Source organism: Pseudomonas sp. Choline-02u-1 (genome assembly GCF_002836515.1).
In the GTDB taxonomy this organism is placed as follows: Bacteria; Pseudomonadota; Gammaproteobacteria; order Pseudomonadales; family Pseudomonadaceae; genus Aquipseudomonas.
This window is the reverse complement of sequence record NZ_PJBC01000003.1, coordinates 282,371-301,650: the sequence shown is the minus strand read 5'-3', so window position 1 is coordinate 301,650 and position 19,280 is coordinate 282,371. Positions and strand designations below refer to the sequence as shown.

Annotated in this window: 20 protein-coding genes; 10 read left to right on the top strand and 10 right to left on the bottom strand. The window is 61.5% G+C overall.

Features of this window, described 5'->3' with window-relative positions:
* Positions 1 to 46: 46 nt before the first annotated feature.
* Both CXF97_RS03455 and CXF97_RS03450 read right to left on the bottom strand, forming a co-directional pair.
* On the bottom strand, positions 47 to 1,471 hold the full coding sequence (locus CXF97_RS03455) for a sensor histidine kinase (protein ID WP_101156096.1): 1,425 nt from the start codon (positions 1,469 to 1,471) through the stop codon (positions 47 to 49).
* On the bottom strand, positions 1,458 to 2,180 hold the full coding sequence (locus CXF97_RS03450; protein WP_101156094.1) for a response regulator transcription factor: 723 nt from the start codon (positions 2,178 to 2,180) through the stop codon (positions 1,458 to 1,460). The genes CXF97_RS03455 and CXF97_RS03450 overlap by 14 nt, the downstream gene beginning before the upstream one ends.
* A 206-nt stretch (positions 2,181 to 2,386) precedes the next feature.
* On the opposite strand from CXF97_RS03450, the gene CXF97_RS03445 reads away from it, so the two are divergent.
* The gene (locus CXF97_RS03445) at positions 2,387 to 5,140 is read left to right on the top strand and encodes a response regulator (RefSeq protein WP_101156419.1); all 2,754 of its coding nucleotides are present in this window, start codon (positions 2,387 to 2,389) and stop codon (positions 5,138 to 5,140) included.
* Positions 5,141 to 5,221: 81 nt separating this feature from the next.
* Positions 5,222 to 6,211, top strand: a complete 990-nt coding sequence (locus CXF97_RS03440; RefSeq protein ID WP_101156092.1) for a 2-hydroxyacid dehydrogenase — start codon at positions 5,222 to 5,224, stop codon at positions 6,209 to 6,211.
* A gap of 7 nt (positions 6,212 to 6,218) precedes the next feature.
* On the opposite strand, the gene CXF97_RS03435 is transcribed toward CXF97_RS03440, so the two are convergent.
* Positions 6,219 to 6,677 (bottom strand): hypothetical protein, encoded by a 459-nt coding sequence (locus CXF97_RS03435; RefSeq protein WP_101156090.1) that lies wholly within the window; start codon positions 6,675 to 6,677, stop codon positions 6,219 to 6,221.
* A 134-nt stretch (positions 6,678 to 6,811) separates the two neighbouring features.
* Between CXF97_RS03435 and CXF97_RS03430 the strand changes: the two genes are divergently transcribed.
* Entirely contained in the window at positions 6,812 to 7,246 is a 435-nt protein-coding gene (locus CXF97_RS03430; protein WP_101156088.1) for a hypothetical protein, read from the top strand.
* Positions 7,246 to 7,650, top strand: coding sequence for an META domain-containing protein (locus CXF97_RS03425; RefSeq protein ID WP_101156086.1), 405 nt, complete (start codon positions 7,246 to 7,248; stop codon positions 7,648 to 7,650). The genes CXF97_RS03430 and CXF97_RS03425 overlap by 1 nt, the downstream gene beginning before the upstream one ends.
* A 149-nt stretch (positions 7,651 to 7,799) precedes the next feature.
* Here the strand turns inward: CXF97_RS03425 and CXF97_RS03420 are convergent, their stop codons facing one another.
* Positions 7,800 to 8,267: a TlpA disulfide reductase family protein gene (locus CXF97_RS03420; protein WP_101156085.1), complete on the bottom strand. Its 468-nt coding sequence runs from the start codon at positions 8,265 to 8,267 to the stop codon at positions 7,800 to 7,802.
* Positions 8,268 to 8,380: 113 nt separating this feature from the next.
* On the opposite strand from CXF97_RS03420, the gene arsC reads away from it, so the two are divergent.
* From arsC to CXF97_RS03405, 3 genes are read left to right on the top strand one after another with little or no spacing between them, the layout of a single operon-like run.
* The gene (arsC, locus tag CXF97_RS03415; RefSeq protein WP_101156083.1) at positions 8,381 to 8,734 is read left to right on the top strand and encodes an arsenate reductase (glutaredoxin); all 354 of its coding nucleotides are present in this window, start codon (positions 8,381 to 8,383) and stop codon (positions 8,732 to 8,734) included.
* Entirely contained in the window at positions 8,731 to 9,327 is a 597-nt protein-coding gene (gene wrbA, locus CXF97_RS03410; protein ID WP_101156081.1) for an NAD(P)H:quinone oxidoreductase, read from the top strand. Before arsC ends, wrbA begins: the two co-directional genes overlap by 4 nt.
* The gene (locus tag CXF97_RS03405) at positions 9,327 to 9,752 is read left to right on the top strand and encodes a DUF2069 domain-containing protein (RefSeq protein WP_101156079.1); all 426 of its coding nucleotides are present in this window, start codon (positions 9,327 to 9,329) and stop codon (positions 9,750 to 9,752) included. The genes wrbA and CXF97_RS03405 overlap by 1 nt, the downstream gene beginning before the upstream one ends.
* Positions 9,753 to 9,842: 90 nt before the next feature.
* On the opposite strand, the gene CXF97_RS03400 is transcribed toward CXF97_RS03405, so the two are convergent.
* Positions 9,843 to 10,517, bottom strand: coding sequence for a DNA-3-methyladenine glycosylase I (locus CXF97_RS03400; protein WP_016773632.1), 675 nt, complete (start codon positions 10,515 to 10,517; stop codon positions 9,843 to 9,845).
* A 133-nt stretch (positions 10,518 to 10,650) separates the two neighbouring features.
* Positions 10,651 to 11,475 carry a tRNA 2-thiocytidine(32) synthetase TtcA gene (gene ttcA / locus CXF97_RS03395; protein ID WP_101156077.1) on the bottom strand — a complete coding sequence of 275 codons (825 nt, stop codon included), beginning with the start codon at positions 11,473 to 11,475 and terminating at the stop codon, positions 10,651 to 10,653.
* Between the two features lie 279 nt (positions 11,476 to 11,754).
* Here ttcA and CXF97_RS03390 point away from each other — a divergent pair, with 279 nt between their 5' ends.
* On the top strand, positions 11,755 to 12,357 hold the full coding sequence (locus tag CXF97_RS03390) for a Yip1 family protein (protein ID WP_016773629.1): 603 nt from the start codon (positions 11,755 to 11,757) through the stop codon (positions 12,355 to 12,357).
* Between the two features lie 147 nt (positions 12,358 to 12,504).
* A complete protein-coding gene (locus CXF97_RS03385; RefSeq protein WP_024013976.1) occupies positions 12,505 to 12,999 on the top strand; it encodes a SprT family zinc-dependent metalloprotease in 495 nt (164 codons plus the stop codon).
* Between the two features lie 107 nt (positions 13,000 to 13,106).
* Here CXF97_RS03385 and CXF97_RS03380 read toward each other — a convergent pair whose 3' ends face one another.
* Complete coding sequence (locus CXF97_RS03380) at positions 13,107 to 14,288, bottom strand: CaiB/BaiF CoA-transferase family protein (RefSeq protein WP_101156075.1); 1,182 nt, start codon at positions 14,286 to 14,288, stop codon at positions 13,107 to 13,109.
* A gap of 144 nt (positions 14,289 to 14,432) precedes the next feature.
* Positions 14,433 to 15,767 (bottom strand): dicarboxylate/amino acid:cation symporter, encoded by a 1,335-nt coding sequence (locus CXF97_RS03375; protein WP_101156073.1) that lies wholly within the window; start codon positions 15,765 to 15,767, stop codon positions 14,433 to 14,435.
* Between the two features lie 346 nt (positions 15,768 to 16,113).
* Between CXF97_RS03375 and CXF97_RS03370 the strand changes: the two genes are divergently transcribed.
* Entirely contained in the window at positions 16,114 to 17,112 is a 999-nt protein-coding gene (locus CXF97_RS03370; protein WP_101156071.1) for an AraC family transcriptional regulator, read from the top strand.
* 97 nt (positions 17,113 to 17,209) lie between these two features.
* On the opposite strand, the gene CXF97_RS03365 is transcribed toward CXF97_RS03370, so the two are convergent.
* Both CXF97_RS03365 and CXF97_RS03360 read right to left on the bottom strand, forming a co-directional pair.
* The gene (locus CXF97_RS03365) at positions 17,210 to 18,556 is read right to left on the bottom strand and encodes an ATP-binding protein (RefSeq protein WP_101156069.1); all 1,347 of its coding nucleotides are present in this window, start codon (positions 18,554 to 18,556) and stop codon (positions 17,210 to 17,212) included.
* Positions 18,553 to 19,230, bottom strand: coding sequence for a response regulator (locus CXF97_RS03360; RefSeq protein WP_101156067.1), 678 nt, complete (start codon positions 19,228 to 19,230; stop codon positions 18,553 to 18,555). Before CXF97_RS03360 ends, CXF97_RS03365 begins: the two co-directional genes overlap by 4 nt.
* Positions 19,231 to 19,280 lie beyond the last annotated feature (50 nt).

Genomic DNA, 19,280 nt, shown 5'->3' with positions numbered 1-19,280 from the left:
TCCCACAGGATTTAGTGTCAGCAGTGATGACACTATTAACGGTAGATCACACAGCCTGCGGCGAACCGAGCTCCATTGTGGGAGCAAGCCTGCTCGCGAAGGCGTCCGCATGGGCAACACCATCATCCGCCAACAAGCGCAAATTCAACCGCAACCCCGCCCCGGCATTCTCCGCCCAGAGCAACCCGCCCTGACGTTGCACCGCGTTGCGCGCAATGCTCAACCCCAGGCCAAAGCCACCATCACCGGGCCTTGACCCGTCCAATCGAATGAACGGCGAAAAGATCCGCTGCAGATCTTCGTCAGCCACGCCGCCGCCCTCATCCTCCAGCCACAAATGCCAATACTCGCCATCGCGCCGTGCATCGAGCCGCACAATCCCGCCCTCGGGCGAGTGACGAATGGCGTTGCGCAGGATGTTTTCCAGCGCTTGCGCCAAGGCATTGAGGTTGCCGCGCACCCAGCACGATGCTTCGACCGAGCATTGCAGTTGCAGACTCGGCCAGCCGCTTTCATAACAGGCGTTGTCGGTGAGCATTTCCCACAGCGCCTGAATCTGGATCGCTTCATCCGGCAACGGCGAGCGGTCGGTGTCGAGCCAGGCCAGTTGCAGGGTGTCTTCGACCAGCCGTTGCATGCCATCGACTTCGCGGCCGATGCGCTCGCGCAATGGCGCCAGGCTCTGTTCGCTTTCGCTGGCCACGCGCAGGCGGCTCAGCGGCGTGCGCAGTTCGTGGGACAAGTCACGCAATAACTGCTGCTGCAAGGCGACTGTGGTTTGCAGGCGCTCGGACATAGAGTCGAAGGCCCGCGCCAGCTCACCGAGTTCATCCGGGCGCTGGGTGATACCGCTCGACAGGCGCACATTCAATTGATCGGCACGCCAGGCATTGGCCTGTTCGCGCAGGTTGTTCAGCGGCACCACCAGCAGGCGATACAGGCCGACGCAAAGCAACAGGGTGAACAGCCCGGGAATGACGCCGTTGGTGATCACGCGCCAGAACACTCGGTACTTGCCCGGGACAAAGCGCTCGGGCAACTCGATGACGAGGATGCCGGCGGTCGGGTCATGGGGAAAGGGTACCCGCAGCCACGGCCGGCCCTTCTTGTGGATCGGCCAGTCGAGGCCGCGCAGGAAAGTCAGGTGTTGCACCTGCGCAGCGTTCAGCGGCTGGCTGCTCAGCGATTGCAGATCAGCGCCGATCACCCCGACCCAACTGGCCTCGCGTAATTGCATGCTCTGCAACCAGTCATCGACACCGTTGCGCCCGCCACGCTGCCACGCCTGTTCGGCCTGTGCGGCATATCGGTTGAGAGTGCTGCGCGCTTCGCTGGAGAGAAACTGGTTGCGCTCCTCCATGTAACGGCCCCACGACCAGCTCAGCCAGATCATCAGCAGACAGAACGCCACCAGCAGGCAGGCCAGTTTCCAGAACAGCGAATGCCGCCCCGGCAGCTCAGACAGCTTCATCAGCGGCGCTCAAGACATAGCCCTTGCCCCACACCGTGCGCACTTCGCATTCGGTGTAACCGATGGCTTTGAGTTTGCGGCGGATCTGGCTGATGTGCATGTCGAGGCTGCGGTCGTGCGCCGCAAAGCCGCGTTGCAGGACGTGCTGATAAAGGAAGGCTTTGCTCAGCACTTCTTCGTGGTTGCGGTGCAGGGTTTCCAGCAGACGGAATTCGCTGCGGGTCAGACCGGCCGCTTGCTCGCGCACGAACACGTCGCAGTGTTCGTCATCGAAACGCAAGCTGCCGCTGACCACCGCAGCGGTAACCGCAGGTGGGCGCTGATCAAGCGCCACCCGACGCAGGATCGCTTCGATGCGCACGTGCAACTCGGCCATGCTGAACGGCTTGGGCAAATAGTCATCGGCACCGAGGCGGAAACCGCTGATGCGATCGGCCTCGGCGCCCAGTGCCGACATCAGCAACACCGGCGTCGAGTGGCTCTGGCGCAGTTGCGTCAACAGCTTCAGGCCATCGAGCCCCGGCAGCAGAATGTCCATCAGCACCACGTCGAAAGGCTGGCGCCGGGCAATGTTCAGGCCTTCCTGGCCGTTCTGGCACCAGGTCACCTGAAAACCGCTGCGGCCCAGATGCTCGTGCACATAAGCGCCGAGAACCGGATCGTCTTCAATGGAAAGGATGCGTGGCTGGCCAGCGGAAACAGGAGTCATGAGTATCTGCAAGTAATTCTCAGTTGGCGGATTATTCAAGATTGTCCGACAGCGGGCAACACAAGCTTCGCCCCTCGGACGAACGCGTGCATGAGCGGCACTGCATTTTCCGCAAGATTGCCCGCCTGCAAATCGCTACACTGCGCCCATGTCGCGTGCCGGATGCACGCATGAGTCAACAGATCAGCGGGATGCGGGAGAAAGGCGTGCTCAAGAAACTGGGAATCAAAGGTCGCGTGCTGTTGCTGACCTTGTTGCCGACCAGCCTGATGGCGCTGGTGCTGGGTGGCTATTTCACCTGGACACAGCAGACCGACCTGCAGAGCCAATTGTTGCAGCGCGGCGAAATGATCGCCGAGCAACTGGCGCCGCTGGTGGCGCCGGCAATGGGCCACGGCGATGCCGAGCTGCTCGAACGGGTCGCCACCCAATCCCTTGAACAACCCGACGTGCGCGCGGTGACCTTCCTAGCTCCGGACCGTTCGCCGCTGGCCCACGCCGGGCCGACCATGCTCAATCAGGCGCCAAGCGGCGACAGCGCGCTGTTGCAACGACGCAGCGGCAATGACGCAACGCGCTACCTGATGCCGGTGTTCGGCAAGCACCGCAACCTCGCCGGTGAAATCATTCCCGAGGAATCCGAACGGTTGCTCGGCTGGGTCGAACTCGAGCTGTCGCACAACGGCATGCTGCTGCGCGGTTATCGCAGCCTGTTCGCCAGCCTGCTGCTGATCGCCGCTGGCCTTGCCGGCGCCGCCCTCCTCGCGCTGCGCATGGGCCGCACCATCAACCGCCCGTTGAGCCAGATCAAACAAGCCGTCGCGCAGCTCAAGGATGGACATCTGGAAACGCGCTTGCCGCCCCTCGGCAGCCAGGAGCTGGACGAACTGGCCTCGGGCATCAACCGCATGGCCGGCACCCTGCAGAACGCCCGCGAAGAGTTGCAGCACAGCGTCGATCAAGCCACCGAAGACGTCCGGCAGAATCTGGAAACCATCGAGATCCAGAACATCGAACTGGATCTGGCGCGCAAAGAGGCGTTGGAAGCCAGCCGGATCAAATCCGAATTCCTCGCCAACATGAGCCACGAGATCCGCACGCCGCTCAACGGCATTCTCGGTTTCACTCATCTACTGCAGAAAAGCGAACTGACCCCGCGCCAGCTCGACTATCTGGGCACTATCGAAAAGTCTGCCGACAGCCTGCTGGGGATCATCAACGAGATTCTCGACTTCTCGAAAATCGAGGCCGGCAAACTGGTGCTCGACCATATTCCGTTCAACCTGCGCGACCTGCTGCAGGACACCCTGACCATTCTCGCCCCGGCGGCGCACGCCAAGCAGCTCGAGCTGGTCAGCCTGGTCTATCGCGACACGCCGCTGTCGCTGGTTGGCGATCCGCTGCGCCTCAAACAGATCCTCACCAACCTGGTCAGCAATGCGATCAAGTTCACCCGCGAAGGCACCATCGTTGCCCGGGCGATGCTCGAAGACGAACACGAAGACAGCGTGCAACTGCGCATCAGTATTCAGGACACCGGCATCGGTTTGTCGAGCCAGGATGTGCGCGCGCTGTTCCAGGCCTTCAGTCAGGCCGACAATTCGCTGTCACGCCAGCCCGGCGGCACGGGTCTGGGGCTGGTGATTTCCAAGCGTCTGATTGAGCAGATGGGCGGCGAGATCGGCGTCGACAGTACCCCGGGCGAAGGCTCGGAATTCTGGATCAGCCTGAGTCTGCCGAAGACTCGCGACGATGCCGAAGACTTGCCCGCCGCGCCGCTGCTTGGGCGCCGCGTGGCGGTACTGGAAAATCACGAACTGGCGCGCCAGGCATTGCAACATCAGTTGGAAGACTGCGGGCTGGAAGTTACACCGTTCAATACCCTTGAAAGCCTGAGCAATGGCGTCACCGGCGCACATCAGACCGATCAGGCGATCGATCTGGCGGTGATCGGCATCACCAGCAACGACATGCTTCCGGAACGCCTGAACCAGCACATCTGGGATCTTGAACATCTGGGCTGCAAAGTGCTGGTGCTGTGCCCGACCACCGAACAGACGCTGTTTCATCTGTCGGTGCCCAACCCGCACAGCCAGCTTCAAGCCAAACCGGCGTGTACGCGCAAGTTGCGCCGGGCGCTGGCTGATCTGGTCAATCCGCGCCAGCCGCGCAGCGAACCGGGCGAGCCGCTGTCCAGCCGTGCGCCGCGCGTGCTGTGTGTCGACGACAACCCGGCCAATCTGTTGCTGGTGCAGACCCTGCTCGAAGACATGGGTGCCCGAGTGCTCGCGGTAGAAAGTGGTTACGCGGCGGTCAAAGCCGTGCAAACCGAATCTTTCGATCTGGTGTTGATGGACGTGCAGATGCCGGGCATGGACGGTCGCCAGACCACCGAAACCATTCGCCAGTGGGAAAGCGAACGGCACTGCACACCGCTGCCGATCGTCGCCCTCACCGCCCACGCCATGGCCAACGAAAAACGCGCACTGCTGCAAAGCGGCATGGACGATTACCTGACCAAACCGATCAGCGAGCGGCAACTGGCGCAGGTGGTGTTGAAGTGGACCGGGCTGGCTCTGCGCAATCAGGCGCCGGAGCGCAGCGGCGACAGCGCGGCGAGTCAGCAGGAACTGCCGGTGCTCGATCACGAAGAAGGCTTGCGTCTGGCGGCGGGCAAGGCGGATCTGGCGGCGGACATGCTCGCCATGCTGCTGGCCTCGCTGGAGGCTGATCGCGAAGCGATCCGCGCTGCGCGTGAGAGCCACGACCTGAATGCCCTGCTCGAACGCGTGCACCGCTTGCACGGCGCAACCCGTTACTGCGGGGTGCCGCAACTGCGTGCGGCCTGCCAGCGCAGCGAAACCCTGCTCAAGCAGGACGACCCGAAAGCTGCTGTCGCGCTGGATGAACTGGAGCGTTCGATCAATCGGCTCGCAGCGCAGGCGCGCATCAACGCCTGATCTACGGCAGGGTACGGCGCGCGCAAAGCGCTACAGTTGTCGCGGGCCTTTGCGGCCCGCGTCGATGTCCCAGGAGGATTCATGCGCACGATCATCTTCAGCAGCCAGACCTACGACCGCGACAGCTTCCTCGCCGCCGACTGCCCGGCCGGGCTTGAATTGCACTTTCAAGCCGCTCGGCTCAGCCTCGATACGGCGGCGTTGGCCGAACGGTACGAAGTGGTCTGCGCCTTTATCAATGACGACCTCAGCGCCCCGGTGCTGGAGCGCCTCGCGGCTGGCGGCACGCGGCTGATTGCGCTGCGCTCGGCGGGCTACAACCATGTCGACTTGCCCGCAGCGAAACGCCTCGGCCTGGCGGTGGTGCGTGTGCCCGCCTACTCGCCGCACGCCGTTGCCGAACATGCGGTGGCGCTGATTCTCGCCCTCAATCGCCGTTTGCATCGCGCCTACAACCGCACCCGTGAAGGCGATTTCAGCCTGCATGGCCTGACCGGTTTCGATCTGGTCGGCAAGACCGTCGGCATCGTCGGCACCGGGCAGATCGGCGCAACGTTCGCGAAAATCATGCACGGCTTCGGCTGTGAGCTGCTGGCCTACGACCCGTATCCTAATCCCGAGGTGCTGGCGTTGGGCGCGCGCTATCTGAGCCTGCCGGAATTGCTCGCGCAGTCGCGGATCATCAGCCTGCATTGCCCGCTCAACGAGCAGAGCAAACACCTGATCAATCGCCAGTCACTGGCGCACATGCGGGCGGGGGCGATGCTGATCAATACCGGGCGCGGTGGTCTGGTCGACACGCCGGCGCTGATCGACGCGCTGAAGGATGGTCAACTCGGGTATCTGGGGCTGGACGTTTATGAAGAAGAGGCGCAGCTGTTTTTCGAGGACCGCTCCGACCTGCCGCTGCAGGACGATGTGCTGGCGCGTCTGCTGACGTTTCCCAACGTGATCATCACTGCGCATCAGGCGTTTCTGACCCGCGAGGCGCTGGGCGCGATTGCCGCGACCACGCTGCATAACATCGCGACATGGGCGGCGGGTACGCCGCAGAACCAGGTCGAGGGCTGAACTGCCTTTACTTGGGCAGCGAAGACGCCAGGATCAGCAAACCCAGCCAGCCGAAACCGAGCAGGCGTTGTTTGCTGGAGTGGCCGCGGCGCAGCAGGAACCAGACGAAAAACGCCGGTAACAGAAACACCATGATTTTCAGCCAGCCTTCCACCGGGCGGCTGCCATCTGCGTTCAGCGGTTGCTGCTCCTCGCGGGCCTGTTCTGCAGCCTGCTGACGACGGCGACGCCCTGCCGCTGCCGGCATCACTTTCGGTAACGGCTCGGCCACTGGCGCCGCAACCGCTTCGGGCACTGCCTTGTTGCGTGGCAGGCTGCCGAAGGAGATCGTCGAGGTCTGCGCCGCTGCCGCAGCTGGCTGCGCCTGCATGGCGACGTGTTCGGCCATCGGGGCGCCGCAGTGAATGCACGCCAGCGCTTCGGAACTGATGCTCCGCTTGCATTCATAACATTCGATCAGCGCCATGTTCCGTTCCTTCAGATTCGGGGGCCGGCAGTTTGCCATGACTGCCGGCCCATTTGAACCGGATCGAAGGTCGCACGCGCGCATCATTGTGCAATCGAGCCCGTGCTAGCATGTCGCGCATATTTGGAGGATCCATGGTCGAACACGATTTCCGCTACACCCTGATGAACCCGCAACACACCCTCACCGAATGCCGCGCCCTGGTTCCGGGCCGCTATCAGGTGACCGGCAACGGTGGCTCGATCCGCATCGGCGATGCCCTGTTGGTGACGCTCAAAGGCAGCAAGGATTTGTCCATGCGCCTGACCGTCGACACGGTCCGCCACTTGATCAATCCCCCAGGTCAATGGACCGCGATGACCACAGGCCCGGTGTTCGGCGAACTGGCCATTCACACCTGGCAAGTCAATTGCGACAGCTGCGCCAAAGCGCTGAGTTTTGAATTTGCCGTGGATGCCAAACTTGGCAAAACCGCAGAAAAACCCGCCGCCACCGCACGCATCGCCGAGCTGGGCTGGAAAGCCGTTGGCGACAAACACCTGTGCCCGAAATGCCAGGAGCCTGCGTAATGAAACGCCTCGCCCTGACCGCACTGATCGGTGCCGGCCTGGCCGGTTGCGCTGCTGAGCCGGTGCAACTGCAGCACAACCGCAGCTACATTCTGGAATGGATCGGCGAGCGACCACTGATGGATTACAGCCATCTGACCGTGACCCTCGGCGACGACGGCCGCGCCTACGGCAATGGCGGCTGCAACCATTGGTTTGCGCCCTACACGCAGGACGGCGACAAGCTGACCTTCGGCAAGATCGGCAAGACCCGCAAGCTTTGCGCCCCGGCGTTGATGGAGCAGGAACAGCGATTCCTGCAGGCGCTGGAGAAGGTGGAGCGCTGGGACATTTCGCCCATCGAGCAGATACGCTTCTGGCCGGCTGAAGGCAAACCGTTGCGCTGGTGGCTCGAAGAGGGTTGAGCCTCATTAGCTGATCGCGATCGCTGTAACGATCGTTCCCACGCTCCTGAGTGGGACTGCACCAAGTGACGCTCTGCGTCACAGGGACGCGGAGCGTCCCGGGCGGCATTCCCACGCAGAGCGTGGGAACGATCCTGCCCAACGACAGCCTATTTGGTCGCCTGCAGCGCCTCGAGTTTGGCCATCACCCCCGCCGCCGTCTGCTCGCCGAGCAATTGCTCACGCACTTTGCCCTTGTCATCGATGATGAATGTCACCGGCAGCGCTTCACTGCGCGGCAGGTCGAACAGCTCAGCCGGATCCTGCGCCAGCACGGTGAATTTGATGCCAAGCTTTTCGCTGGCTTCTTTCAGTTCTGCGCCCTGCACATTGTCGAAATTGACCCCGAACACCCCGACATTCTTGCTCTTGAGTTGATCAGCCAGCTGATTCAGCTCGGGAATCTCCGTGCGGCACGGGCCGCACCATTCGGCCCAGTAATTAAGCACCACCCATTGTTTGTCCAGACGCTCGGACGCAACCTTCTGGCCGTTCTGGTCGATCCCGTAGTCATTGCCGCAGCCCCCCAGCATCAACGCCCCGAGAATCGTCAATCCCGCTGCCAATCGCCGTGTCATGTCGTGTTCCTTGTGAAAATTCGAAAGCGCCTGCGACCCATCGCCTCTGACGGTTCTGGATTGCGCGCCGCACAGTTAGAATAGCCGCCACTTTACGCCAGAAGCGACCCGCCATGACCGATCTGACGCTTTATCACAATCCGCGCTGCTCGAAATCCCGCGGCGCGCTGGAACTGCTCGAAGCCCGCGGCTTGAGTCCGAATGTCGTGCGCTACCTGGAAACACCGCTCAATGCCGCGCAGATCAAGGCCCTGCTCGGCAAGCTCGGGATCAGCGCGCGGCAGCTGCTGCGCACCGGTGAAGAGGAATACAAAACCCTGAACCTGGCGGACGCCAGCCTCAGCGAGCAGCAATTGATAGACGCCATCGCCGCGCACCCGAAATTGCTGGAGCGGCCGATTCTTGAAGTCGGCGACAGGGCCGTCATCGGTCGTCCACCGGAAAACGTGCTGGAGTTGTTGCCATGAGCACGCCGTACATTCTGGTTCTTTATTACAGCCGCAGCGGTTCCACCAACGAGATGGCCCGGCAGATCGCCCGTGGCATCGAGCAGGCCGGAATGGAAGCGCGTCTGCGCACGGTGCCGGCGATTTCCACTGAATGCGAAGCGGTGGCTGCGGAGATTCCCGCTGAAGGCGCGCTCTACGCCAGCCTCGATGATCTGAAAAACTGCGCCGGCCTCGCGTTGGGCAGTCCGACCCGTTTCGGCAACATGGCCGCGCCGCTCAAGTACTTCCTCGATGGCACCAGCAACCTCTGGCTGACCGGCGCGCTGGTGGGTAAACCGGCCGGCGTGTTCACCTCTACCGCCAGCCTGCACGGCGGTCAGGAAACCACGCTGTTGTCGATGATGTTGCCGCTGTTGCATCACGGCATGCTCATCACCGGCCTGCCTTACAGCGAATCGGCACTGCTCGAAACCGCAGGTGGCGGCACGCCTTATGGCGCCAGCCATCACGCCGGTGCCGATGGCAAGAACGGTCTCGACCAGCACGAAGTGGCGCTGTGTCGCGCACTCGGTCTGCGCCTGGCGAAAACCGCGCAGAAACTGGTGGGCTGATGGCGAAGAAGCCGAAAGTCCTGCCCTCGGTGGCGTGGCTTGAGCCACGGGTCAAGGCGATGCGCGTGCTCAGCCTGCTGAGCTTTTTCGCCCTCGCCGGCTTGCTGGCCGCTTACTACCTGCTGTTCGCCGATCTGCATGGCGCGCGGCCGTGGGTGATTCTGCTGGTCGAGCTGATCCCGTGGCTGATCCTCGCCCCGGCGATGATCATGGGCAGTGCCCGTGGCCATTCATGGATGTGTTTTGTGGTGAATCTGTATTTCATCAAAGGTGCACTGGCGGCGTACGACCCCAACCGACAGTTGTTCGGCCTGCTGGAAATGGCCGCGAGCCTGGCGGTGTTCTGCTCGGCGCTGCTGTATGTGCGCTGGCGCTATCAGCTCAATCGCAAGCTGGCGGGTGAGGGAGACGTCTCCGTCGCCTGAACTGGCGCCTTCGCGAGCAAGCCCGCTCCCACACGGGAACGCATTCCAGAATGTGGAAGCGGGCTTGCTCGCGAATGGGGCGATACGCTGTTAATGATTGACGGTATAGGCGAGCATCATCGAGATCTGGCTCATTGGCCGTCCGCCACTTTGTTCATGCCACTGGTTGAAGGCGTTTTGCACCGTCGCCAGATCACGCTGGCTGGTCGGCACTTTGTCGACGATCTTCTGCGCATTCAGCGCCGCCACCACGTCGTAGCTCGGCACGAACGTGTCCTTGCCGACCATGCGCAAAAACCGTGGCGCCGACAGCCCGCCGAGTTGGTGGCCGTGCTTTTTCAGGTAGGTCCACAGGCCGACGATATCGGTCACCGGCCAGTCGGCGATCAGCGCGCCGAAGCTGCCCTTGTCCTTTTCCACATCAAGAATGAACTGCGCATTGCGCGGCACGCTTTTCAGCTTGCCGAGGTGGCGGATGATCCGCGCGTCCTGCATCAGGCGCTCAAGGTGCTCGGCGCTCATCAGCACGACTTTTTCCGGATCGAACTTGAAGAACACTTCTTCGAAGGCGGGCCACTTGGCGTCGACCAGGCTGTGCTTGAGCCCGGCACGAAACACCCGCAGGGCCATGGTCGAGAGGTAACGGTCGTCGCGGATCTTGCGCAGTTGTGCGGGGGTCTTGGGGACGGGCAGATGGGCTTCCAGTTCAGCCGCCGAACCGAAACGGTTCAGACAGTATTCATGCAGCCACTTGTAATCGCGCATGCCCTCTCCTATTGAATGAAACAAAGAAACCAGTGTGGGAGCGGGCGTGCTCGCGAAGGCTGAGTGTCAGTCGAATTATCTATCGGCTGATACACCGTCTTCGCGAGCAAGCCCGCTCCCACCTGGAATGTGGTTACAGATTGACGACATTGACGAAACGCGAAGCCGCGGTCTCGTCGATCTTCAGGCTGGTGAAGTCGAACAGATTGCGGTCGGCCAGTTGCGACGGCACTACGTTCTGCAGGCTGCGGAAGATCGATTCGGTGCGGCCCGGGGTTTTGCGATCCCAGTCCTGGAGCATTTCCTTGACCACCTGGCGCTGCAGGTTTTCCTGCGAGCCGCAGAGGTTGCACGGGATGATCGGGAACTGCTTGAGGTCCGAGTAAGCTTGGATGTCCTTCTCGTTGCAGTACGCCAGCGGGCGGATGACCACATTGCGGCCATCGTCGGCGCGCAGTTTTGGTGGCATCGCTTTCAGGGTGCCGTTGAAGAACATGTTGAGGAAAAACGTTTCGACGATATCGTCGCGATGATGACCGAGGGCCATTTTTGTCGCGCCGATTTCATCGGCAAAGGTGTACAGCGTGCCGCGACGCAGGCGTGAGCACAGCGAGCAGGTGGTCTTGCCTTCCGGCACCAGTTCCTTGACCACCGAGTAGGTGTCTTTCTCGACGATGTGGTACTCGACGCCCAGCTCTTTGAGGTAGGCCGGCAGCACGTGCTCGGGAAAGCCCGGCTGCTTCTGGTCCATGTTCACCGCGACGATATCGAACTTGATCGGTGCAACCTTCTGCAGGTGGAGCAGCACGTCGAGCATGGTGTAGCTGTCCTTGCCCCCGGACAGGCAGACCATGACCTTGTCGCCGTCTTCGATCATGTTGAAATCGGCGACCGCTTCGCCGGCCAGGCGGCGCAGGCGCTTTTGCAGTTTGTTCTGGTTGACCGTAAGAGTGCCCATGACGCGAAATCCGTGAGGTGTGACGAAAGGCCGGCATTTTAGCATCCCGAGAGTCACCTCCTTCAACATGCATTCTGCGGCACCTCCAACAGAGGGAATGGCGATTATCCCTCATGTTTACAGCGCGATTTGCTCTAAGCCCGACATACCGGTGCGCTGGACTCCTTTCTATACTGCGACATAAGGTCGCACACATCTGAAGACCTGTATTTGCTCGGCCGCCTTGGCCCGTAGGCGCTCCGTTGGGGGGCGATGGCAATGACAAGAGGAGTGAATGGCATGATCCATCACGTAGTGGGACTGTTTACCCACCCCGATCAGGAATGGAAGGAGATCCGTGGCGACCAAGAGGAAAGCATCAGCCACATGTACCTGACGCACACGTTGATTCTGGCGGCGATCCCTGCGGTCTCGGCGTTCATCGGCACGACCCAGGTCGGCTGGGTCATCGGCAACCGCGCGCCGGTGATGCTCACGTTCGAAAGCGCCTTGTGGATGACCATCATGTCGTACCTGGCAATGCTCGGCGGGGTCGCGGTGATGGGCGCTTTCGTGCACTGGATGGCGCGCACCTACGACGCCAATCCGAGCCTGGCCCGTTGTGTGGCGTTCGCCACTTACACGGCGACACCGTTGTTCGTCGGCGGCCTGGCCGCTTTGTATCCGCACATGTGGCTGGGGATGATCGTCGGCACGGCGGCTATCTGCTACACGGTGTATCTGCTGTATGTGGGCCTGCCAACGTTCATGAACATTCCATCGGATGAAGGTTTTCTGTTTTCGAGCTCGGTGCTCGCGGTGGGCCTGGTGGTGCTCGTGGCGATCATGGCGTTCACCGTGATCGTCTGGGGCCTGGGTGTCGGCCCGGTCTATACCAACTGACCGGTTTCCTCCCCGGATAAACGACATCTGCCGATACAGGCCGCCGCAAGGCGGCCTTCTTATTGGGGCAATGACCATTCGGCAGGTCGGCGATTCGCAAGCGCCCGGGGTTGCGGCATACTCGGCGTCTCTGGAGATCCATCAAGCATGCCCGAGCAACTCAATACCCGCGTCGAAGATTGTTATCAACTCGCTGAATCCTTTTTCAAACGTTCCTTCAAACGCCCCGTGGTCAGCCTCAAGCTGCGCGGGCAGAAAGCCGGTGTTGCGCATTTGCACGAGAACCTGCTGCGTTTCAACCCCCAGCTGTATCGGGAAAACACCGAACACTTCCTCAAGCAGACCGTGGCCCACGAAGTCGCGCACCTGATCGCTCATCAACTGTTCGGCGACCGTATTCAGCCCCATGGCGAAGAGTGGCAACTGATCATGCGCGGCGTTTACGAGCTACCGCCGGACCGCTGCCACACCTATGAGATCAAGCGGCGCAGCGTGACCCGCTATATCTACAAATGCCCGTGCCCCGACAGTGATTTCCCGTTTACCGCCCAGCGCCATGGCCTGGTGCGGCAAGGGCGGCGGTATCTGTGCCGGCGTTGCCGCAGTACGCTGGTGTTCAGTGGCGAGATGCGGGTGGAATGACAGTTTTGTAGAGCATCGGCTGGCCCCTTCGCGAGCAGGCTCGCTTCCACAGGGGAATGCATTTCAATGTGGGAGCGAGCCTGCTCGCGAAGGCGGCGGCTCAGGCACTAAAGGATTACCTTGGCCGAACGCAACTCGACGATCCGCTCAGCACTCAATCCCAACTCCCCCAACACTTCATCCGTATGCTGCCCTAACCCCGCGCCGACATGCCTCGGCTCCGGCAACGCCTCAGAGAATTTCAGCGGACACGTGATCTGCGCCTGCGTCGAGCCATCGGCACGCGGCACCTGAGTCACCAGCGCCCGCGCCTGCAACTGCGGATGGCGCACTGCCTCACCCACACTCAACACCGGCTCGACACACGCATCGACCCCGGCGAATAGCTCGCACAGTTCAGCAAAATCATGCCGCTCGAACTCGACCTGCAACGCCTCTTTCAGCGCCTGTTGCTGATCCGGCTTGGGCGATAACCCTTGTGCTGCCAACTCCGGCCGGCCCAGTGCCGCGCACAGTTGCTGCATAAATGCCGGCTCCAGACTGCCCACCGACATCCAGCGCCCATCCCGCGTGCGGTAATAATCGTAGAAGCTGCCGCCATTGAGCATCTGGTCTTCCCGGCCCGGTTCCTCGCCACAGGCCAGATATCCCGCGCCGGCCATGGCGTTAAGGCTGAACGCACAATCGGTCATGCTCACATCCAGATGCGTGCCTTGCCCGCTCTGCTGGCGGGCAATCACCGCCGCCAGCAAGCCGATGACCCCGTGCAGCGAACCGCCAGCCACGTCCGCCACCTGCATGCCCAGCGGCAACGGCCCGCTGTCGGCGCGGCCGGTGTAGCTGGCCAGCCCCGCCAGGGCCAGATAATTGATGTCATGTCCGGCGCGCTCCTTGTACGGCCCGGTCTGGCCGTAACCGCTGATCGATACGTAGATCAGCCGCGGATTGATCGCCTTCAATGCCTCATAACCCAAGCCCAGACGCTCCATCACGCCGGGACGAAATTGCTCCAGAACGATGTCGTAATCGCCCAGCAGTCGCTTGATGATTTCCAGCGCTTCGGGCTGTTTCAAGTCCAGCGCCAGACTGCGCTTGTTGCGGTTCAGGTAGGCGTGGCTGGCCGATACCCCGCCATCGTGCGGGGGCAGCACCCGCAGCAGGTCCATGCGCGTTGGCGATTCGATGCGCAGCACCTCAGCGCCCATGTCCGCCAGCAGCAACGAGGCGAACGGCCCCGGCAGCAAAGTCGAGAAATCGAGAATTTTCAGTGAGGCCAGCGGTGCGGACATGGACGAACTCCTTGGGCGATGCACTCAGCCTAGGCAGGCATCGTCGATGCGGCAATCACCGCAAATGTCAGCAGGTGTGACCGTTGCGCTCAAATTCCGGGCAAGAAAAAACCCGCCGAAGCGGGTTTTTCGTTCAAGCGATGCTTACTTCACGCTGCTCGGGGTGGGGCCTTCAGCCACACCCAGGTCGTCTTCTTCACGCTCGTCGGAGATACCGCGCCCGCCAGAAGCCAGTTCGGCTTGCAGTTGGTCGGTGTCCAGCTCCTTGACCCATTTGGCCACGACGATGGTCGCCACAGCGTTACCGACCAGGTTGGTCAGCGCGCGGGCTTCGGACATGAAGCGGTCGATACCGAGGATCAGCGCCAGACCGGCCACTGGCAGGTGACCGACCGCCGACAGGGTGGCGGCCAGCACGATGAAGCCCGAACCGGTCACACCGGCTGCGCCTTTGGAGGACAGCAGCAGTACCAGCAGCAGGGTGATCTGGTGAGTGATGTCCATGTGCGTGTCGGTCGCCTGGGCGATGAACACGGCGGCCATGGTCAGGTAGATCGAAGTACCGTCAAGGTTGAACGAGTAACCGGTCGGGATCACCAGACCCACTACCGATTTCTTCGCGCCCAGACGCTCCATCTTGATCAGCATGCGTGGCAGTGCCGATTCCGATGAGGACGTGCCCAGTACAATCAACAGCTCTTCACGGATGTAGCGCACCAGCTTGAACACGCTGAAACCGTGAGCACGGCAGATCGCTCCCAGCACCAGCACGACGAACAGGACGCAGGTGATGTAGAAGCAGATCATCAACTGGCCCAACTGCACCAGCGAGCCGACACCGTAGGCACCGATGGTGAACGCCATGGCACCGAACGCACCCAGCGGCGCCAGTTTCATGATCATGTTGATGATGTTGAACATCACGTGAGCGAAGCGATCGATCATGTCCAGCAGCGGACGACCGTACGAACCCAGGCGATGCAGGGCGTAGCCGAAGATCACCGAGAACATCAACACTTGCAGGATGTCACCGGTGGCGAACGCGCCGACGATGGTGTTCGGGATCACATTAAGGAGGAAGCCGACGATGCTCTGGTCTTTACTGGCCGTCACGTAGGTGGCGATTTTCGAGGCGTCGAGGGTGGTGACATCGATGTGCATGCCGGCGCCCGGTTGCACAACGTTGACAACAACCAGACCGATCAGCAGGGCAATGGTGGAAACGATTTCGAAGTACAGCAGCGCGTAGCCGCCGGTCTTGCCTACCGACTTCATGTTCTGCATGCCGGCGATACCGCTGACAACAGTACAGAAGATGATCGGGGCGATGACCATTTTGATCAGCTTGATGAAGCCGTCACCCAGTGGCTTGAGGGCCACACCGGTCTGCGGGTAGAAGTGACCGAGCAGAATGCCGATGGCGATGGCAACGATCACCTGGAAATACAGGGATTTATACAGTGGCTGACGAGTCGTCATTGCAGGTTTCCTCAAGCGTCCAGCGGCAACATCCATCTGTCGAGCGCAGAACCTTAATTGCGAACCCTCCTGCACTGGAGGGATTTGTTGTTGGAACGGCATTTCCCCGGCGGGGAAAAATGCACGCTTCTGTCACCTCTATCGCAAACGTCGTGCCAGATTGGTGCGAATGGCAGCAAGCCTTTTGATATCAGGGCCTGCGGGATTTCCTGTCACCAATCAGTGACTTGAGGCATGGCGGATTTCCGCCAACTGAGCGTTCGGCGTCCTGCAATTTGGCGGAAATCCGCCTTGTTGCGTCGCCGGCCCGTCGTTACGATCGGTGCTTGAACAAGGATTGCCGCTTATGCGCGAACGCACCATCGCCAGCCATTTCGCCCGTGCCGCCCTTGGCGGTGCGCGCCGTCGCGGCCTGGATTGTTCAGGACTGTTGCAGCAACTGGGGATCAGCCCGGAGTTGCTCGAGGAGCCCCGCGCACGCATCGCCCCGGAGCAGTTCACCCGCCTGATTCAGGGGTTGTGGGCGGCGCTGGACGATGAATACCTGGGTTTCGGTAACGCACCGAGCAAGCCGGGCAGCTTTGCCATGATGTGTCACGCCTCGATTCACTGCCGCAATCTGGAGAAGGCCCTGCAACGCGGTTTGTTGTTTTACAGCCTGTTCCCCGACGCCCCGCGCCTGTCCCTGCGCCGCGAAGACGAATGGGTGCGGTTGAGCCTGGATGACGCGCAGTGGTGGGATCCGGATCACTTTCTCAGCGAAAGTCTGCTGGTGATCTGGCACCGCCTCGGCAGTTGGTTGATAGGCCAGAGGATTCGCCTGGAGCAGGCAACCTTCAGCTACCCGCGCCCCGATCATGGCAGCGAATACGACCTGCTGTTTCCGTGCCCGCTGACCTTTGATGCCGAGCAAAGCAGCCTGCTGTTTCACCGTCGCTATCTGGCGATGCCGCTGTTGCAGGACGAACGCACGCTCAAGCATTTCCTCGAACGCTCCCCCGCCGACCTGCTCTCGCGCCCGGACGACGGCGACAGCCTGAGCAGCCGCCTGCGTCGTTTGCTCAGCCGCGACGCTGCGCATTGGCCGGATCTGGAAGCCGTCGCCACGCATCTGCACATCAGCCCGCAAACGTTGCGCCGGCACTTGCGAGAGGAAGGTACGAGTTTTCAAGAGCTAAAGGATCAACTGCGGCGGGATATCGCCATCTATCATCTGGGGCGCGCGGATCTGTCGTTGCAGCAGATCGCCGAGCAGCTCGGGTTTTCCGAGCCGTCGGCGTTTCATCGGGCATTCAAGAAATGGACGGGGCTGACACCGGGGGCTTATCGGGCGCAGGAGTTTTGAAGCAAGACGCCTTTGCGAGCAGGCTCGCTCCCACAGGAGGATTGCATTTCAAGCGTGGGAGCGGGCTTGCCCGCGAAGAGGCCGGCACTGTCAACATTCAAGCCGCAGGAAAATGAATCCTGAACACCGCCCCGCCCATCGGCGAATCGCCCAGGGCCAGACGGGCGTTGTAGCTTTCGATGATGTCCTTGACCACCGCCAGTCCGATTCCCTGCCCTGGATGCTGGGCATCCAGACGTTCGCCGCGCTCGAGAATCCGCGCACGTTGGTCCAGTGGCACACCTGGCCCATCGTCCTCGACGCATAACTCGATCCCGACCAGGGACTCGCGCACGCTGACACGCACCTCGCCCAGACACAGGCGATAGGCGTTCTCCAGCAAGTTGCCGAGCATTTCCAGCAAGGCGCCCTGCTCGATCGGCACGTAGCAATGCTCAGGCAGATCAAAGGTCACGCGCACATGCTTATCGCGATAGACCTTGTCCAGCGTGTCGCACAGGCTTTTGAGCACCGGTTGCAAGCGCACCTGATGGCGGACCAGGCCACTTTTGCGCAGGCTGGCCCGCTGCAGTTGATAGCTGATCTGCTGGCTCATGCGTTCGATCTGGCTCTGCAGGACCCAGGCCTGATCACGGTCTTCCGGACGCTGGGCCATGTCTTCGCTGACGCCTTGCAGTACCGCCAACGGGGTTTTCAGGCTGTGTGCGAGGTCGTCGAGGGAGTCGCTGTAGCGGCTGCGCTGCTGCCGTTCGCTGAGCAGCAGGCGGTTGAGCGAGCCGGTCAACCGCAGCAGTTCGCGCGGGTGTTTTTCCGTGAGGCTTTCGCGGGTGCCGCCTTCGATTTCATCGAGTTCCTGGCTCAATCGGCGCAAAGCCTTGAGGCCCCAGGTCAGACCGATCCATAGCAACGCCAGTAATACGAGCAATGCCGCGCCGAAGCCCAGATAGAGATTTTCGCGCAGGCCTTCGAGGGTGGTTTCGTATTCACGTACCGGTTGCAGAGCGACGATGCTGAACGCCGCACTTTTGCCGCCGAGCAGTTTGACCTCGACGTCGTAGACGAAGAATTCCTGACCGTTGGCCTCACGGATCCGCGCGAATTCATTGCCGAGACCGTCGTAACGCGGTGTGTAGTTGATCTGTTCTTCGTCAGTGGCTCTCGAACGCCACACCAACTTGCCATTGCGGTCGTAGATATAGCCAAGCAAACGGAAGTCGGCAAGATTGAAGCGCTCATCCGGCAGTTGCGTTGGCATCATCAGGCGACCGTTTTCCACCCGTGCGGCGGAGATCAACGTGGTGACGTCGGAGGCCAGGCGTTGTTCGATCGAGTCCTGCAAGGCAAGGCTGAAGGCGCCCTGCATCGCCGGCAGCAAGGCGAGCATGAACAACACCGCCAACGTGGTGGCGGCGAGCATCAAACGAACACGAAGGGAACGGATCAATTGCAGCGCTCATTGAACAGGTAGCCAAGGCCGCGCACGGTGTCGATCGGTTTGAACCCGGCCGGGCCTTCGAGTTTACGGCGCAGACGGCCGACCAGCACTTCGATGACATTCGGATCACGCTCGTCGTCATCCGGATAGAGCTGCTCCATCAAGCGATCCTTGGGCACCACTTGCTGATGATGGCGCATGAGGTATTCAAGGATGCGGTATTCGTAAGCGGTCAGCGCCAGCGGTTGTTCATCGAGGCTGGCCTGTTTGCGATTGAGGTCGAGCAGCAACGGCCCGGCAACAATGGTCGACTGGGTGAAACCGCTGGAGCGGCGCAGCAAGGCATTCAGGCGTGCGTCGAGTTCTTCGAACTGGAACGGTTTGACCACGTAATCATCGGCGCCGGCGGCGAGCCCTTCGACCTTGTCTTGCCAGTTGCCCCGCGCGGTGAGGATCAGAATCGGGAAGGTCTTGCCCCCCGAGCGCAACTGGCGGATCAGGTCTAGGCCGCCCATGCCCGGCAGGCCGAGATCGATCACCGCCAGATCGAAGTTGTACTGTCCGGTCTGGTACAGCGCCTCCTCGGCGTTGGCCACGGACTCGACCACGTGTCCGCTTTCCGTCAGGCGGGTTCGCAGGTGATGACGCAACAGGGCCTCATCTTCGACGACCAACAGTTTCATAAATCCCTCCAATTCACTCGAAAATCTACCCATCCTCCTGTGGGAGCGAG

Excerpts from the sequence above, each read along its gene's own strand:
- CXF97_RS03400 (WP_016773632.1), bottom strand. The coding sequence starts at position 10,517 with ATGCGCGATTACAAGTGGCTGCATGAATACTGTCTGAACCGTTTCGGT.
- CXF97_RS03385 (WP_024013976.1), top strand. The coding sequence starts at position 12,505 with ATGCCCGAGCAACTCAATACCCGCGTCGAAGATTGTTATCAACTCGCT.
- CXF97_RS03390 (WP_016773629.1), top strand. The coding sequence starts at position 11,755 with ATGATCCATCACGTAGTGGGACTGTTTACCCACCCCGATCAGGAATGG.
- ttcA (WP_101156077.1), bottom strand. The coding sequence starts at position 11,475 with ATGGGCACTCTTACGGTCAACCAGAACAAACTGCAAAAGCGCCTGCGC.
- CXF97_RS03455 (WP_101156096.1), bottom strand. The coding sequence starts at position 1,471 with ATGAAGCTGTCTGAGCTGCCGGGGCGGCATTCGCTGTTCTGGAAACTG.
- arsC (WP_101156083.1), top strand. The coding sequence starts at position 8,381 with ATGACCGATCTGACGCTTTATCACAATCCGCGCTGCTCGAAATCCCGC.
- wrbA (WP_101156081.1), top strand. The coding sequence starts at position 8,731 with ATGAGCACGCCGTACATTCTGGTTCTTTATTACAGCCGCAGCGGTTCC.
- CXF97_RS03425 (WP_101156086.1), top strand. The coding sequence starts at position 7,246 with ATGAAACGCCTCGCCCTGACCGCACTGATCGGTGCCGGCCTGGCCGGT.
- CXF97_RS03435 (WP_101156090.1), bottom strand. The coding sequence starts at position 6,677 with ATGGCGCTGATCGAATGTTATGAATGCAAGCGGAGCATCAGTTCCGAA.
- CXF97_RS03420 (WP_101156085.1), bottom strand. The coding sequence starts at position 8,267 with ATGACACGGCGATTGGCAGCGGGATTGACGATTCTCGGGGCGTTGATG.
- CXF97_RS03370 (WP_101156071.1), top strand. The coding sequence starts at position 16,114 with ATGCGCGAACGCACCATCGCCAGCCATTTCGCCCGTGCCGCCCTTGGC.
- CXF97_RS03360 (WP_101156067.1), bottom strand. The coding sequence starts at position 19,230 with ATGAAACTGTTGGTCGTCGAAGATGAGGCCCTGTTGCGTCATCACCTG.
- CXF97_RS03440 (WP_101156092.1), top strand. The coding sequence starts at position 5,222 with ATGCGCACGATCATCTTCAGCAGCCAGACCTACGACCGCGACAGCTTC.
- CXF97_RS03380 (WP_101156075.1), bottom strand. The coding sequence starts at position 14,288 with ATGTCCGCACCGCTGGCCTCACTGAAAATTCTCGATTTCTCGACTTTG.
- CXF97_RS03405 (WP_101156079.1), top strand. The coding sequence starts at position 9,327 with ATGGCGAAGAAGCCGAAAGTCCTGCCCTCGGTGGCGTGGCTTGAGCCA.
- CXF97_RS03450 (WP_101156094.1), bottom strand. The coding sequence starts at position 2,180 with ATGACTCCTGTTTCCGCTGGCCAGCCACGCATCCTTTCCATTGAAGAC.
- CXF97_RS03375 (WP_101156073.1), bottom strand. The coding sequence starts at position 15,767 with ATGACGACTCGTCAGCCACTGTATAAATCCCTGTATTTCCAGGTGATC.
- CXF97_RS03430 (WP_101156088.1), top strand. The coding sequence starts at position 6,812 with ATGGTCGAACACGATTTCCGCTACACCCTGATGAACCCGCAACACACC.